19 protein-coding genes and 1 pseudogene are annotated in these 13,738 nt (G+C 67.4%); 8 read left to right on the forward strand and 12 right to left on the reverse strand.

What is annotated here, in order from left to right; all coding sequences use genetic code 11:
* Positions 1-259 precede the first annotated feature (259 nt).
* From purH to dusB, 3 genes are read right to left on the reverse strand one after another with little or no spacing between them, the layout of a single operon-like run.
* On the reverse strand, positions 260-1,873 hold the full coding sequence (gene purH, locus H0W40_RS16325; RefSeq protein ID WP_292448256.1) for a bifunctional phosphoribosylaminoimidazolecarboxamide formyltransferase/IMP cyclohydrolase: 1,614 nt from the start codon (positions 1,871-1,873) through the stop codon (positions 260-262).
* A gap of 37 nt (positions 1,874-1,910) precedes the next feature.
* Positions 1,911-2,147 (reverse strand): Fis family transcriptional regulator, encoded by a 237-nt coding sequence (locus H0W40_RS16330; protein ID WP_292448258.1) that lies wholly within the window; start codon positions 2,145-2,147, stop codon positions 1,911-1,913.
* The gene (gene dusB / locus H0W40_RS16335) at positions 2,144-3,196 is read right to left on the reverse strand and encodes a tRNA dihydrouridine synthase DusB (protein ID WP_292448299.1); all 1,053 of its coding nucleotides are present in this window, start codon (positions 3,194-3,196) and stop codon (positions 2,144-2,146) included. Before dusB ends, H0W40_RS16330 begins: the two co-directional genes overlap by 4 nt.
* 127 nt (positions 3,197-3,323) lie before the next feature.
* On the opposite strand from dusB, the gene H0W40_RS16340 reads away from it, so the two are divergent.
* Together H0W40_RS16340 and H0W40_RS20070 are read left to right on the forward strand one after the other, a co-directional pair.
* On the forward strand, positions 3,324-3,806 hold the full coding sequence (locus tag H0W40_RS16340) for a YqaA family protein (RefSeq protein ID WP_292448261.1): 483 nt from the start codon (positions 3,324-3,326) through the stop codon (positions 3,804-3,806).
* Between the two features lie 100 nt (positions 3,807-3,906).
* A pseudogene (locus H0W40_RS20070) lies at positions 3,907-4,011 on the forward strand (fatty acyl-CoA reductase); the annotation flags it as partial.
* Between the two features lie 37 nt (positions 4,012-4,048).
* On the opposite strand, the gene dmeF reads toward H0W40_RS20070, so the two are convergent.
* The 3 genes from dmeF to H0W40_RS16355 form a co-directional block, all read right to left on the reverse strand.
* The gene (dmeF, locus tag H0W40_RS16345) at positions 4,049-5,104 is read right to left on the reverse strand and encodes a CDF family Co(II)/Ni(II) efflux transporter DmeF (RefSeq protein ID WP_292448264.1); all 1,056 of its coding nucleotides are present in this window, start codon (positions 5,102-5,104) and stop codon (positions 4,049-4,051) included.
* Positions 5,105-5,202: 98 nt separating this feature from the next.
* Positions 5,203-5,487: a copper-binding protein gene (locus H0W40_RS16350; RefSeq protein ID WP_292448267.1), complete on the reverse strand. Its 285-nt coding sequence runs from the start codon at positions 5,485-5,487 to the stop codon at positions 5,203-5,205.
* Positions 5,488-5,513: 26 nt separating this feature from the next.
* A complete protein-coding gene (locus tag H0W40_RS16355) occupies positions 5,514-5,987 on the reverse strand; it encodes a DUF411 domain-containing protein (RefSeq protein ID WP_292448270.1) in 474 nt (157 codons plus the stop codon).
* Between the two features lie 135 nt (positions 5,988-6,122).
* Here H0W40_RS16355 and argB point away from each other — a divergent pair, with 135 nt between their 5' ends.
* The 4 genes from argB to pdeM all read left to right on the forward strand — a co-directional run bounded on the left by argB (position 6,123) and on the right by pdeM (position 9,169).
* On the forward strand, positions 6,123-7,052 hold the full coding sequence (gene argB / locus H0W40_RS16360) for an acetylglutamate kinase (RefSeq protein ID WP_292448272.1): 930 nt from the start codon (positions 6,123-6,125) through the stop codon (positions 7,050-7,052).
* A gap of 74 nt (positions 7,053-7,126) precedes the next feature.
* Positions 7,127-7,819 carry a pyrimidine 5'-nucleotidase gene (locus H0W40_RS16365; RefSeq protein ID WP_292448275.1) on the forward strand — a complete coding sequence of 231 codons (693 nt, stop codon included), beginning with the start codon at positions 7,127-7,129 and terminating at the stop codon, positions 7,817-7,819.
* An 8-nt stretch (positions 7,820-7,827) separates the two neighbouring features.
* Entirely contained in the window at positions 7,828-8,484 is a 657-nt protein-coding gene (gene slmA / locus H0W40_RS16370) for a nucleoid occlusion factor SlmA (RefSeq protein ID WP_292448278.1), read from the forward strand.
* 4 nt (positions 8,485-8,488) lie between these two features.
* The gene (gene pdeM / locus H0W40_RS16375; RefSeq protein ID WP_292448281.1) at positions 8,489-9,169 is read left to right on the forward strand and encodes a ligase-associated DNA damage response endonuclease PdeM; all 681 of its coding nucleotides are present in this window, start codon (positions 8,489-8,491) and stop codon (positions 9,167-9,169) included.
* Positions 9,170-9,222: 53 nt separating this feature from the next.
* Here the strand turns inward: pdeM and H0W40_RS16380 are convergent, their stop codons facing one another.
* Entirely contained in the window at positions 9,223-9,900 is a 678-nt protein-coding gene (locus H0W40_RS16380; RefSeq protein ID WP_292448283.1) for a pentapeptide repeat-containing protein, read from the reverse strand.
* A gap of 204 nt (positions 9,901-10,104) precedes the next feature.
* Between H0W40_RS16380 and H0W40_RS16385 the strand changes: the two genes are divergently transcribed.
* Both H0W40_RS16385 and H0W40_RS16390 read left to right on the forward strand, forming a co-directional pair.
* Positions 10,105-11,037, forward strand: coding sequence for an ATP-binding protein (locus H0W40_RS16385; protein WP_292448286.1), 933 nt, complete (start codon positions 10,105-10,107; stop codon positions 11,035-11,037).
* Entirely contained in the window at positions 11,024-11,485 is a 462-nt protein-coding gene (locus tag H0W40_RS16390; protein WP_292448288.1) for an NUDIX domain-containing protein, read from the forward strand. The genes H0W40_RS16385 and H0W40_RS16390 overlap by 14 nt, the downstream gene beginning before the upstream one ends.
* 37 nt (positions 11,486-11,522) lie before the next feature.
* Here the strand turns inward: H0W40_RS16390 and H0W40_RS16395 are convergent, their stop codons facing one another.
* From H0W40_RS16395 to H0W40_RS16415, 5 genes are all read right to left on the reverse strand, one after another.
* On the reverse strand, positions 11,523-11,729 hold the full coding sequence (locus tag H0W40_RS16395; protein WP_292448291.1) for a hypothetical protein: 207 nt from the start codon (positions 11,727-11,729) through the stop codon (positions 11,523-11,525).
* 69 nt (positions 11,730-11,798) lie between these two features.
* Positions 11,799-12,008, reverse strand: coding sequence for a DNA gyrase inhibitor YacG (locus tag H0W40_RS16400; protein WP_292448294.1), 210 nt, complete (start codon positions 12,006-12,008; stop codon positions 11,799-11,801).
* Positions 11,999-12,754, reverse strand: a complete 756-nt coding sequence (gene zapD, locus H0W40_RS16405; RefSeq protein WP_292448303.1) for a cell division protein ZapD — start codon at positions 12,752-12,754, stop codon at positions 11,999-12,001. Before zapD ends, H0W40_RS16400 begins: the two co-directional genes overlap by 10 nt.
* Positions 12,755-12,813: 59 nt before the next feature.
* On the reverse strand, positions 12,814-13,431 hold the full coding sequence (gene coaE, locus H0W40_RS16410; RefSeq protein ID WP_292448295.1) for a dephospho-CoA kinase: 618 nt from the start codon (positions 13,429-13,431) through the stop codon (positions 12,814-12,816).
* A gap of 23 nt (positions 13,432-13,454) precedes the next feature.
* Positions 13,455-13,738: A24 family peptidase (locus H0W40_RS16415; protein WP_292448297.1), on the reverse strand; the 284-nt coding region annotated here is incomplete at its 5' end.

A 13,738-nucleotide genomic window follows, 5' to 3' on the forward strand; every position in this document is an offset into this window, starting at 1 on the left:
GAGTTCTGCGACGCAGCCACGAGCCCGAGCAGCACAGCGCAGTCGGCCCGCAGGGCCGACCGCCGCACTGAAGCGAAGCCCGCCGCCCGCCCGCGGCTTTGCACACGCCCAACCTCGGCAAAGCAGCAGCAACGCCCGTCGAACATCCGCACCGAGCCAACAACAGACCGTCGTTTCGTTTCAGCCCGCACTGGACCACTCCCCAGCCGGCTGAGCGCCCCCTGCGGGCCGCAAACGAAGTGACCCGAGGGTCGTCATCTCAATGGCGGAAGTGCCGCACGCCCGTCAGCAGCATCGCGATGCCGCGCTCGTCGGCGGCCTTGACGACCTCGTCGTCGCGCACGCTGCCGCCCGGCTGGATGACGCACGCGCAGCCGGCGTCGGCCAGCACGTCGAGGCCGTCACGAAACGGGAAGAAGGCGTCGCTCGCCACCACCGAGCCCTGCAGCGAGAGGCCGGCGTTGGCCGCCTTGATGCCGGCGATGCGCGCGCTGTCGATGCGGCTCATCTGCCCCGCGCCCACGCCCAAGGTCATGCCGCCCCCGCAGAACACGATCGCATTGCTCTTAACGAACTTGGCGATCTTCCAGGCGAACAGCAGGTCGGCCGTCTGCGCCTCGGTGGGCGCGCGCTGCGTGGCGAGCCGCAGATCGGCGGCGGCGATCGTGTGGTTGTCGGCGCTTTGGATCAGCAAGCCCGAGCCGACGCGCTTCACATCATGCGCATTGAGGCCGCGCGACCAGGCATCCGGGGCGTCGTGCTTCACGCCATCGAGGCTGATCTGCAGCACGCGGGTGTTGGCCTTGGCGGCGAGCAGCGCGCGTGCCTCGTCGCGGTAGGCCGGCGCGATGACGACCTCGACGAACTGCTTCGCGACCTGCTCGGCCGCCGCCGCATCGAGCGGCACGTTGAAGGCGATGATTCCGCCGAAGGCCGAGGTCGGATCGGTCTTGAAGGCCTTGGCGTAGGCCTCGGCGGCATCCGCGCCGAGTGCCGCGCCGCAGGGATTGGCATGCTTGACGATCACGCAGGCCGGGCCGTCGCTGTCGGGATCGAAGGACTTCACGCACTCCCAGGCCGCGTCCGCATCGGCGATGTTGTTGTAGGAGAGCTCCTTGCCCTGCAACTGCGTGGCGGTGACCAGTGAGCCGGGGGCGGGGTAAAGGTCGCGGTAGAAGGCCGCAGCCTGGTGCGGGTTTTCGCCATAGCGCAGGTCCTGCAGCTTGACGAAGCGGCCGTTGCTCTGTGCCGGGAACTCGCTGCGCTGCGGCTCGCCCTCGTCGCCGAGTTGCAGAGAGGACAGGTGGTCGCTGATCGCAGCGTCGTAGTTGCTGATGCGGTTGAAGGCGGCGACGGCGAGCGCGAAGCGGGTCGCCTTGGCGACGTGGCCGTCGCGTTGCAGCTCGGCCAGCACGTCGGCGTACTGCGAAGCGTCGGTGAGCACCGCCACGTCCTGCCAGTTCTTGGCGGCCGAACGCACCATGGCCGGGCCGCCGATGTCTATGTTCTCGATCGCCTCTTCGAGGGTGCAGCCGGGCTTGGCGACGGTGGCCTCGAAAGGATAGAGGTTGACCACCAGCAGATCGATCGTCGCGATGCCGTGCTCGGCCAGCGAGGCCATGTGTGCGGGGTGGTTGCGACGCGCCAGCAGGCCGCCGTGGATGGCGGGATGCAGCGTCTTGACGCGGCCGTCGAGCATCTCGGGGAATCCCGTGTGCTCGGCGACTTCGGTGACCGACAGACCGGCGTCCTGCAGCAGTCTGGCCGTGCCGCCGGTCGAAAGCAGCCGGATGCCCAGCGCCTGCAGCGCGCGCGCGAAGTCGACGATGCCGGTCTTGTCGGAAACGGAAAGCAGGGCGGTCAGCACGGACATGGGACGACTCGGAGTAGGGCGTTGCACACGCGGTCGATCACTTGATGAGTTTGTGCTCGACCAGCTTGCGCCGCAGCGTGTTGCGGTTGATGCCCAGCCATTCGGCCGCGCGCGACTGGTTGCCTTCGGCGCGCTGCATCACGACGTCGAGCAGCGGCTTCTCGACCACCTGGATCACCATGTCGTAGACCGAATGCGGCTCGGCGCCGCGCAGGTCCTTGAAGTAGGTTTCCAGGCTCTCCCGGATGCAGGCATCGATCTGCTTCTTGCTCATGCCGCATGCCGCTCCGGTTCGGGCTCGATCCTGGTGTCGTGCCCCGCTGTATGGCGCGGCAAGCTCGGGTGCTTTGAAGCGAGCACATCGAAAAACTCGGTGACCGCAGCGAGCTGCGCTTCACAGCTTTCCAGCGTGTTCATGCGGGCGCGGAACAGCTCGCCGCCGGGCAACGACCGCACTGCCCAGCCGATGTGCTTGCGAGCCGTGCGCACGCCGGTGAATTCGCCGTACAAGCCGTAGTGATCGAGCAAGTGCTCGAGCAGCCAGGCCTTGACCTCGAGCGTGCGCGGAGCGGGGCAGTGTTCTCCCGTTGCGAGGAAGTGGCCGATCTCGCGAAAGATCCACGGCCGGCCCTGCGCCGCGCGGCCGATCATCAGCGCGTCGGCGCCGGTGGCGGCGAACACAGCACGCGCCTTCTCGGGCGTGTCGATGTCGCCGTTGGCAACCACCGGCACGCGCACCGCCGCCTTCACGGCCGCGAGGGTGTCGTACTCGGCGACGCCGCTGTAGCCCTGCTCGCGCGTGCGGCCGTGAACGGTGAGCATCGCCACGCCCAGCGCTTCGGCGCGGCGCGCGAGCGCGACGGCATTGCGCTCGTTCGCGCTCCAGCCGGTGCGCATCTTCAAGGTCACCGGCACGCCGCGCGGCGCACAGGCGCTGACCACCGCCTCGACGATGCGCAGCGCGAGCGGCTCGTCCTTCATGAGCGCCGAGCCGGCCCACACGTTGCACACCTTCTTGGCGGGGCAGCCCATGTTGATGTCGATGACCTGGGCGCCGCGGTCGATGTTGTAGGCGGCTGCCTCCGCCATCATGATCGGCTCGGTGCCTGCGATCTGCACGGCGATCGGTGCTGCTTCGCCTTCATGGTCGGCCCGCCGAGAGGTCTTCAGGCTCGTCCACAGATCCCGCCGCGACGTGACCATTTCGCTGACCGCGTAGTGCGCGCCCAGGCGCCTGCACAACTGCCGGAACGGCCGGTCGGTGACGCCCGCCATGGGTGCGGCAAACAGCCGGCCGGGTAGCTCGATGGAGCCGATGCGCAACGGTGACACGGGCGATGGGGGTGCTTAAAAAGAAGGCAAAGTATAGCGAGGCGAAAACCACGCACGGCCGCGTGCCGCATACCCCCGTGCTGCTGCGCTCGGCATGCTGCGATGACAATGCGCGCTCGTGGAAGCCTGGCTCGAATCCCTGTTGGCGCTGCTCGCGCTGCCGAAATTCGGCTTGAGCACCGTGTTCGTCGTCGCTTTCATTTCAGCGACGCTGTTGCCGCTCGGCTCCGAGCCGGTGGTGTTCGGGCTCGTCAAGCTGAACCCCGAACTGTTCTGGCCCGCGGTGCTGGTCGCGACGGCCGGCAACACGCTCGGCGGCGCGGTCAGCTGGTGGATGGGTTACGGCGCCGAGTTGGCGGTCGAGCGCGTGCGGCACAAGCCGGTCGAGCACCGCGTGCTGGGCTGGCTCGAGCGCTTCGGCGCCAAGGCCTGCCTGCTGGCTTGGTTGCCGGTCGTGGGGGACCCGCTGTGCGCCGTTGCCGGCTGGCTCAAGCTGCCGTTCTGGCCTTGCCTGGGGTACATGGCGATCGGCAAGTTCGCTCGCTACTTGACCATGACGGCGGCCCTGCTGTGGGCGATGCCCGGGCAAGTGCAGCCCTGATCTGTCGCTTGCGCGTGGTGTAGTCGAGTGCCGCACTGCGGCCCGCGCATGCGCGCGGGCAGGTTAGCCGAGCACGGCGTCTTTTCCTCATCGAAAACGCGGCTGCTCCATTCGCCGCGCCATCGAGGCGGGCTACGAGCGCTCGCGCATCTTCGAGTGCACGATGCGGCTGAACTATTTCGGCTGCCTGCGCGTGACCATGGGCGCTGTCAGGCATCCACTTCCAGGTATCGGCAAATGCGCTAGTTGCGTTTCGCCACGGCGCCGGCACTTCGGCAGCGATTGACTTCGATCAGCGCATGCGCCAATGCCGGCAAGCCGTGCAGGCGCTCGCGATAGGTGTCCGCTGCCAGCGGCACATCTGCGACGACCGTGGCATGGCAGGCGAAGCGCGCGTCACCGACACGCCACAAGTGCAGGTCGGCCACGCGCGCATCGCCGTCCGACTCGAGCCGCTCGCGCACCTGGGCGGCGAGCGGATCGTCCATCTCGCGGTCGAGCAGGATCTTCGAGGTCTGCCGCAGCAGCCCGAGCGACCACACCGCGATCAGCGCCGCACCGAGCAGGCCGATGACCGGGTCCATCCACTCCCACCCGGCGTACTTGCCGGCCAGCAGCGCGGCGATCGCCAGCACCGAGGTCGCCGCATCCGCCAGCACGTGCAGGTAGGCGGCCTTGAGGTTGAGGTCGCCGCCGTGAGCGTGATCGTGGGCGTGCGTGTGCTTCGGTGCGTGTTGCGCTGCTTGTTCCTGTGCGTGAGGAGCGTGCGCGGGCTCATCCGCGTGCGCGTGCGCGTGCTCGTGCCGATGCCCGGCGGAGTGGTCGTCAGGAGGATGCGCGTGCCCGCCGTGCAGCAGCCTGGCGCACACCGCGTTGACCACCAGGCCGAGCGCCGCGACCATCAGCGATTCGTCATAGGAGACCGCGCGCGGCGTCCACAGCCGCAGTCCCGACTCGACGGCGATGCCCAGCGCCACCACGCCTAGCAGCACCGCGCTGGTGTAGGCGCCCAGCACTTCGACCTTCCAGGGCCCCAGCGAAAAGCGCGCGTCGCCGGCCCAGCGCCGGGCCAGCGCGTAGCTCAGCGCGGCCACGCCGATGGCCGCTGCGTGCGTGCCCATGTGCCAGCCGTCGGCCAGCAAGGCCATCGAGTTCCAGGCCCAGCCGGCCGTGATCTCGGCCACCATCATCGCCAGGGTGATGGCGATGACCCAGTGCGTGCGGCGCTCGGCCTTGCCGCGGTCGGCGGAGAAATCGTGGCGGTGTTGCCAGGGGCTGAGGTCGTGGCTGTGCGTCACGTCAATCCGGCCTTGCGTCGATCGGCTGCATGCGCGGCCGGCGCTTTGCGCCGTGCAAGGCCGCGCCGGAATGGCTTGCGTTCACTGCCACGGCTGCGTCACTTCCTGATCTCGATCGAGGTGACGGTGTAGATGCCCTTGATCTTGTCGGCGGTGAAGTGCACCTTGTCGCCCGGTTGAACGCGAGTCAGCATGGCCGCGTCCCTGACTGCAAACACCATGCTCATCGCCGGCATGTCCAGGTTCTTGATCTCGCCGTGCTTGAGGGTGATCTTGCCCCGTGCGGCATCGACCTTGCGCACCTCGGCGTCGGTCGTGGCCTGTGCGTGGCCCAGCAGAGGGATACAGGCCAGAGCCAGCCCGGCGAGGATCGTGCGTTTCATGGGCACTCTTTCGTCGAAGGCGATGCTCAACGATAGGCCTGATAGACGCTGGCCTTGCCGTCGCGCTGCACCAGCAGCACATCGTAGGGATCCTTGCGCGAACCGTATTCGGGGCCGTCCATGCCGGGCGAGCCGACCGGCATGGCGGGCACCGCCAGGCCCACAGCCGACGGCTTTTCCTTCAGCAGCCGATGCACCTCGCGCGCCGGCACGTGGCCTTCGAGCGCATAGCCGGCCACGCGGCCGGTGTGGCAGGAGCCGTATTGCTGCGGCATGCCGAGCTGTGCGCGCACGTCGGTGTTGCCGGTGTCGAAGGCCGTTACGTCGAAGCCGTTGGCCTGCAGGTGGGCGATCCAGTCCTTGCAGCAGCCGCAGCTCGGGCTCTTCCACACCTCGACGTGAGGCCGTGCGGCCGCAAAGGCGTGCGGGGCGGCCACGAAGGCCGTAAGGCCGGCCAGTGCGAGCAAGCTGTGTCGGCGGGTGATCGGTGAGCGCGTCATGAAGAGCTCCTGGGGTTCGAGAGGGTCGTTGTAATTTTGCCCGCTGATGCCGCGGGTACCCCGCCGCAGGGGCAAGCCGCGTCGGCGCTGCCGCCTACAATTTTCCGTCTCGCGCGCCGCCACCGAAAGACCGCCATGAGTTCCGAGCCTTCCAGCCCCTCCGCCGCCGCAATGCCGAGCGACGTGTCGCAGATCGCCCCGCGCGACAAGGCCGAGATCCTGGCCCAGGCGCTGCCCTACATCCGCAAGTTCCACGGCAAGACGCTGGTCATCAAGTACGGCGGCAACGCGATGACCGACCCTGCGTTGCAGCAGGACTTTGCCGAAGACGTGGTGCTGCTCAAGCTGGTCGGCATGAACCCGGTGGTGGTGCACGGCGGCGGGCCGCAGATCGACGAGGCGCTTTCGCGGCTGGGCAAGAAGGGCACCTTCATCCAGGGCATGCGCGTGACCGATGCCGAGACGATGGAGGTGGTCGAGTGGGTGCTCGGCGGCGCGGTGCAGCAGGACATCGTCGGCCTCATCAACTCGGTGGGCGGCAAGGCGGTGGGCCTGACCGGGCGCGACGGCGGCATGATCCGCGCGCGCAAGCTCAAGATGATCGACAAGGACGATCCGAGCATCGAGCACGACGTGGGTCACGTGGGCGAGATCACCGCCATCGACCCGGCGGTGGTGAAGGCGCTGCAGGACGACCAGTTCATTCCCGTCATCAGCCCGATCGGTTTCGGCGAGAACAACGAGAGCTACAACATCAACGCCGATCTGGTGGCGAGCAAGCTGGCCACGGTGCTGAAGGCCGAGAAGCTGCTGCTGCTGACCAACATTCCCGGCGTGCTCGACAAGGCGGGCAAGCTGCTCACCAACCTGTCGGCCCGCCAGATCGACGAGCTCTTCGCCGACGGCACCATCTCCGGCGGCATGCTGCCCAAGATCGCCGGCGCGCTGGACGCTGCCAAGAGCGGCGTGAACGCGGTGCACATCATCGACGGCCGCGTGCCGCACGCCATGTTGCTCGAGATCCTGAGCGATCAGGCCTACGGCACGATGATCCGCTCGCATTGAGAGCGGGGCAGCGTGACGACCCGTGGCCCTCGCACGATGATCCGCTCGCATTGAGAGCGGGGCAGCATGCCGCCGTGAAACGACCACGGCCGGTCTGGCTGTTCGACCTCGACAACACCCTGCACGACGCCTCGAACGGGGCGCTGCGCCTCATCGACGAGGCGATGACGACCTACATCGCCCGCGAACTGCGGCTCGATCCCGCCGAGGCCGACGTGTTGCGGCTCGACTACTGGCGCCGTCACGGCGCCACCCTGCTGGGCCTGGAGCGCCACCACGGCGTGCGCGCGGCGCATTTTCTCGAGGACACGCATCGCCTGCCGGATTTGGAGGCCCACCTCACAGTCAACGCCCGCGACCGCGCGGCATTGAAAGCGCTGCCAGGACGAAAGTTCGTTCTGACGAACGCGCCGGCGGCTTACGCCAAGCGCGTCCTCACGGGCCTCGGCTTGGCGGGCGCTTTCGAAGCGGTCATCAGCATCGAGCGCATGCGTTGCTTCGGCCGGCTGCGTCCCAAGCCGGACGGCCGCATGTTGCGCATCGTGCTGGCCCGCCTCAAGCTGCGTCCCGAGCGCTGTGTCCTGGTGGAAGACACGCTCGCTCACCAGCGCAGCGCGCATGCGCTCGGCCTGCGCACGGTGTGGATGCAACGCTATTTGTGGCGCAATGCACATGGACCCGAAGTAGGTGCGCGCTTGCGTCGAAAGCCTGTTTATGTGTATGCAAGAATTCCTTCGCTACAAAAGTTACGAATACATTTTTGCTGATTGCGCGCATGCCCGACCTCCCGCTGACCGAACCTTCGAACCTGTCGACCGCCCCCGAGGCGGTCAGCGAGTCAACGGTCGCGCGCAAGCGTCCGAAGCCTGGCGAGCGGCGCATTCAGATCCTGCACACCCTGGCGGCGATGCTCGAACAGCCCGGCGCCGAGCGCATCACCACCGCGGCACTCGCTGCCCGGCTCGACGTGAGCGAGGCCGCGCTCTACCGCCACTTCGCGAGCAAGGCGCAGATGTTCGAGGGGCTGATCGAGTTCATCGAAAGCAGCGTTTTCACGCTCGTCAATCAGATCGCCGATCACGACTCCGAGCCAGGAACGCAGGTGCAGCGCATGCTCACCGTGCTGCTGCAGTTCGGCGAAAAAAACCCCGGCATGACGCGTGTGATGGCCGGCGACGCGCTCGTCTTCGAGAACGACCGCCTCACCGCACGCATGAACCAGTTCTTCGACCGCTTCGAGTCGCAGCTTCGCCAGAGCCTGCGCGCGCTGGCCGAGGCAAACGGCTCGCAGACGCCCACCGTCGATGCGCAGGCGCGCGCTTCGGTGCTCACCAGTTTTGCGATCGGGCGGCTGCAGCGCTTCGCGCGCTCGGGATTCAAGCGCGTGCCGACCGAGCACCTCGACGCGTCGCTGGCGCAGTTGCTCGGCTGAACGCGTGAGCGCGCCGCTCGAGCTGGCGCTGGCCGGCGAGCGGCTGCAACTGCTCGCCGAGCGCGCCGTCTTCCTGCCCGAACGGGGCACGCTGCTGGTCGCCGACGCGCATGTCGGCAAGGCGGTGTCGTTCCGCGCGCTCGGCGTGCCGGTGCCGCGCGGCACCACCACCGAAACCTTGCAGCGGCTGGGTCGACTGGTCGAGGCCACCGGAGCCGAACACGTCGTCTTCCTCGGCGATTTCCTGCATTCGGCGCGTTCGCTTGCGCCTGCCACGCTGAGCTCCCTTGCGCGTTGGCGGGACGCCCATTCCCATCTGAATCTGAGCCTGGTGCGCGGCAATCACGATCTGCGCGCCGGCGACCCGCCTGCAGCGTTCGGCATCGACATGTTCGACGAACCCATGCGGCTCGGCGGCCTCGCGCTATGCCACCACCCGCAGGTCGTGGACGGCGCCTATGTGCTCGCCGGGCACTGGCATCCTTGCGTGGGTGTTGGAGGTCGTGCGCACGACCGCTTACGGCTGCCCTGCTATTGGCTGGGCAGCGAAACCCTACGGCCGATCGGCGTGCTGCCGGCGTTCGGCGCTTTCACCGGCATGCACCCGATCGAGCGCAACTCCGGCGACCGCGTGTTCGTGGTGGCGGAAAACCGGGTGGCCGAACTGCGCTGTCGGACGGGCTGAGCTGCAAGCGGCGGTCTGCGAGGGCGGGCCGCAGGCGCTTACGCCGATCGTGCTCAGCGAGCTTCGTTGGCCGGGGAATCGGTCGTGCCGCCGGTGGTGCGCTCGGGACAGCCGATGCAGCCCTCGGTTTTTGCGCCGCGAAACTGGGTGGTCGCATCGATCTCGGCACCGCGGAAATCCGCGCCGTCGAGTTCCGCGTTCTCGAACCGAGTGCCGCGCAGGTTGGCACCGGCGAAGCTTGCGCCGCTCAGCGTGGTGGCGCTCATGTCGGCGCGTTGTAGCTGGGCACCGGTGAACGTTGCGCCGCCGAGTTCGGCGCCGAAGAGTTTGGCGCCTTTGAGGTTGGCGTTGCTGAGGTCGGCATTGCGCAGGTTCGCATTCTCCAGGTCGGCACCTACGAGGCTCGCGTTCTGCAGATCGGCCTCCTGCAGCATGACGCCCTTGGCCTCGATCTTGTCGAGCGTCGCGCCGCGCAGGTTGGCCTGTCGAAGATCGGCGCGTTCGAGTCCCGCGTTCTTGAGCTGAGCCTCGCTGAGGTCCGCGCCACTCAGGTCGGCTTCGGCCAGACTGGCGAACGACAAATCGCTGCCGCTCAGCTTGGCGCCGCTCAACTCGTGGCCGCCGCACAATGCGCCGGGTTCGATCCGGCAGTTGTTGACTTCCCGCGCGGACGCACCGAAGGTGCTCAGGCCGAAAAGCAAGGTCAGCGATAGCAAGGTTCGGCTTGTCATGGGAATGTCCGGGGAGCGGGCTGAAGGTTCGGCTTGAATGCGGCTCGCCGCGTTTGCGCCGCGCCATGATGTGCGGCAAGCGCCGTGCCTTGCGCTGCCTGCGTGACAGCGAAACAGCACCGGGAGTCACCGCAAAACCCCGTCGGTAAACTGCCGAACGCGCGCTGAATTCTGAATCTTGTACGTCCGACCGAACCACTTCGCATGCCTGAATCCTCCGATCCTTTGCACACCCTGTTGGCCCGCGCCGAATCGCTGCTCGAGCGGCTGGAGGGGGTGCTGCCCCAGCGGCTGGCAGCGCCCGACTGGGCGGCCTCGACGGCGTTTCGCTACCGCAAGCGCGCAGGATCCTGCCGTCTGGAGCCCGTGCGGCATGTGGCGCCGATCCGGTTGGCCGATCTGAAAGAGGTTGAGCCGCAAAAAGCGCGCCTGATGCGCAACACGGAGCAGTTCGTGGCCGGGCAGCCGGCCAACAACGTGCTGCTGACCGGAGCACGCGGCACGGGCAAGTCGTCGCTGGTGAAGGCCTGCCTGAACGAATTCGCCCCGCAGGGCTTGCGCTTGATCGAGGTGGACAAGTCCGACTTGATCGATCTGCCCGATATCGTCGACTTGGTCGCATCGCGGCCCGAGCGTTTCGTGGTCTTTTGCGACGATCTCAGTTTCGAAGACGGCGAACCGGGCTACAAGGCGCTGAAATCCATCCTCGACGGCTCGGTGGCGCAGTCCAGCGACAACGTGCTCATCGTCGCAACCTCCAACCGCCGCCATTTGCTGCCCGAATACCTGAAGGAGAACCTCAGCTATCGGCACACCGCCGATGGCGAGGTTCATCCGGGCGAGGTGATTGAGGAGAAAATTTCGCTGTCCGAGCGTTTCGGGCTTTGGATCAGTTTCTATCCCTTCAGTCAGGACGAGTACCTCGCCATCGCGGCGCAGTGGCAGCGCTCCTTCGGTGCCGGGGAGGCCGAGATCGCAGCCACCCGGCCGCAGGCGCTGGTCTGGGCGCTGGAGCGCGGCTCGCGCTCGGGTCGTGTCGCATGGCAGTTCGCGCGCGACCTTGCCGGTCGAGCGGCGACGGCGTCCGGTGCGGCTGGGCAGGCGATCGGCGCCACTCCCCGCGGTGCCTTCGACTGAAGGGCTGCCGGCCAACGCCGGCAGCGCAGAGCGCATCGCAGTGGACGTGGCGGTCGGCGTGCTGTTCGACGCTCACGGCCGCTTCCTGCTCACTTCACGACCCGAAGGCAAGGTTTACGCCGGCTACTGGGAATTTCCGGGCGGCAAGCTGGAGCGGGGCGAGACGGTCGAGCAGGCGCTGAAACGCGAACTGCACGAAGAACTCGGCATCGTCATCGGCGAGGCCGAACCCTGGAAGGTGGAACTGATGGACTATCCGCACGCCCGCGTGCGCCTGCACTTCTGCAAGGTACGGCGCTGGTCGGGTGAACTGCAGATGCGCGAGCGCCAGTCGGCGCGCTGGCAGGAATTGCCGGTGCAAGTCCGACCGGTGCTGCCCGGCACGGTTCCGGTGCTTTGCTGGCTTGCGCAGGAAGCCGGTTTCTCAGGGCCGACGCACGGCGACTGAGCCGGCTGGCGCCGGCGGCATCAGAACGGGGCGACCCTCAGCGCGGCTTGGCGGTAGGCCATTCGGCCGGTAATTCAGTGAGCTCGGCCACGTCGAGCCCGTGGCGCAAGTCCCAGGAAGAGGGCGCCCAGACCTCGTCGTCCGAGTCTTCGGCCAGTGCGTCGGAGCTTGAATCGACCGAATGATCGGCCTGCGAATCTTGGCCCGGAGGCGCGCCGCGATGAGAACCGGACGTCTGAGCCATGCTGTTTTCGACCTGGGGAGAAGCGTTACAAGGCCAAAGTGTCATCCCTAACCTGAAGCCGCGCACCCCTCAGTGCGGGGGTTGAAGCGGTGGGGATGCAGGCGACTCCTCGTCTTCTATCGGCGGCGCGGTCTCAACGCGGTATCGCTCGCTGGCCCACGCGCCGAAGTCGGCGTTCTTGCAGCGCTCGCTGCAAAACGGACGAAAAGCATTCGTTGGCGAATACTCGCTGTGCTGTCCGCAGCCCGGGCAACGCACCTGTCGCCGGCTCACGCGCACAGCGTCAGCTCGAAGCTGGCGTCCTCGGTGCAAGGGCGCAGGCGGCCTTCCGCGTCCTGACGCATCAGGCGGATCGAAGCCATGAGGCGGTGGCCGCTGATCTCGGGGACCAGACCCGCCGTGTCGCCCAGCCGCACTCGCATCAGGCTGAAGCTGCGCCCGACCGGCAGGCTTTGCTGGTACTGCCCGCCCACGGCGACCACCATGTGGGGGCTGCCCGATTCACGCAGCAGCGCGAGCAGCACCTTGAGCGCATCGGCCAGCGGCAGCAGCGTTTCGGACCACCGCCTCAGGTCGTTCTGGCGGCGCGTGACGCTTTCGTGTTGCCACGCATAGTAGGCCGGCAGATCGAACTCGCAGGTTCCCCCCGGAATGCTGATGCGGCTCCTGATGCTCATCAACCACTCGTTGGAGGCCAGCGTGTGGCCCGCTTTGCCGGGCAACTGGTTGAGGGCGGCGAAGGCCTGGTCGAGGCGGCCGATCACCTGATCGAGCGCCGCTTCGGAGATGGAAGGGTTGCCACGGTACTGCGCGAGCTGCAGCTTGTGGCGCTCGAGTTCCTTCAGCAGGTCGCTTTTAAGATCGGCGCGCGACGCAACATCGACGATCTCGAAGATCGTCGCCAGCGCGAAGTGATGATCCATCGCGGTGTCGCGCTCGATCAGCACCTGGAGGCGATCGAACAGGTGTTCGAGCCGAAGCATCGTGCGGATGCTTTCGTTGAAAGGGTGTTCGTAGAGAATCAAGGCCAGCCGTCCCGCCGCATGCAACGCGACCGATTGTTCCACAGCGTGCCAGGGCGCTTTCAGTGTGCGGTCACCCACTGCCGCCACAAGGCCTGTACTTCCAGCTTCAGAACGGCGAGGTCCTCCCCGCTGTTGTCGATCACGGCGTCGGCGGCGGCACGCCGAAGTTCACGCGGCGCCTGCTGAGCGATGACGCGCAGCACCGCATCGCTGCTCCACGCCGAGCGCCGCACGACTCGCTCGATCTGTTGCTGCACCGAGCAGTCGACCACCAGCACCCGGTCAACGCGTGCGCGCCAGCGGCCCGACTCCACCAGTAGCGGCACATCGAACACGACGCAGGCGTTTTCATCGGCGTTGCCTGCCTGGCGTTCGGCTTCGGCCCCGATGAGCGGATGCAGCAGCGCTTCCAGCGCCTCCCGCAGCGCGCCGTCGGCGAATGCACGCTCGCGCATCCAGGCGCGGTCCATGGCCCCGGCGGCATCGATGCTCTCCGGCCCGAAGCGCGCGCGCAGTGCAGGAATGGCGGCGCCCTCCGGCGCGGTGAGCGCGCGTGCTATTGCGTCGGTATCCACGAGGTGTGCGCCGCACTGTTGCAGCAGCATGGCGACCGTGCTCTTGCCGCTGCCGATCCCGCCGGTCAGCCCGATGCGTCGAACCGCAGTGAAGGCAGCCACGGTTGCGTCGCCAGGATGAAGAATCAGTTCCAGCCGAGCCAGCCAGTCACCCGTTCGGGGCCGGCAAACAGGACCACCAAGCCGGCGCCGGCGAGGAAGGGGCCGAAGGGCACGTAGCGGCCCTCGCGCAGTGCTCCGCTGAATTTCATGACGATGCCGACAGCCGCGCCTATCAGTGAGGCGCCGAGCACGATGGGCAGCAGCATCTGCCAACCCAGCCAGGCGCCCAGGGCGGCCAGCAGTTTGAAGTCGCCGGCGCCCATCCCCTCTTTGCCCGTGGTCAGCTTGAACAGCCAATACACCGACC

Origin of the sequence: Methylibium sp. (assembly GCF_013817345.1) — a bacterium.
In the GTDB taxonomy this organism is placed as follows: domain Bacteria; phylum Pseudomonadota; class Gammaproteobacteria; order Burkholderiales; family Burkholderiaceae_C; genus Methylibium.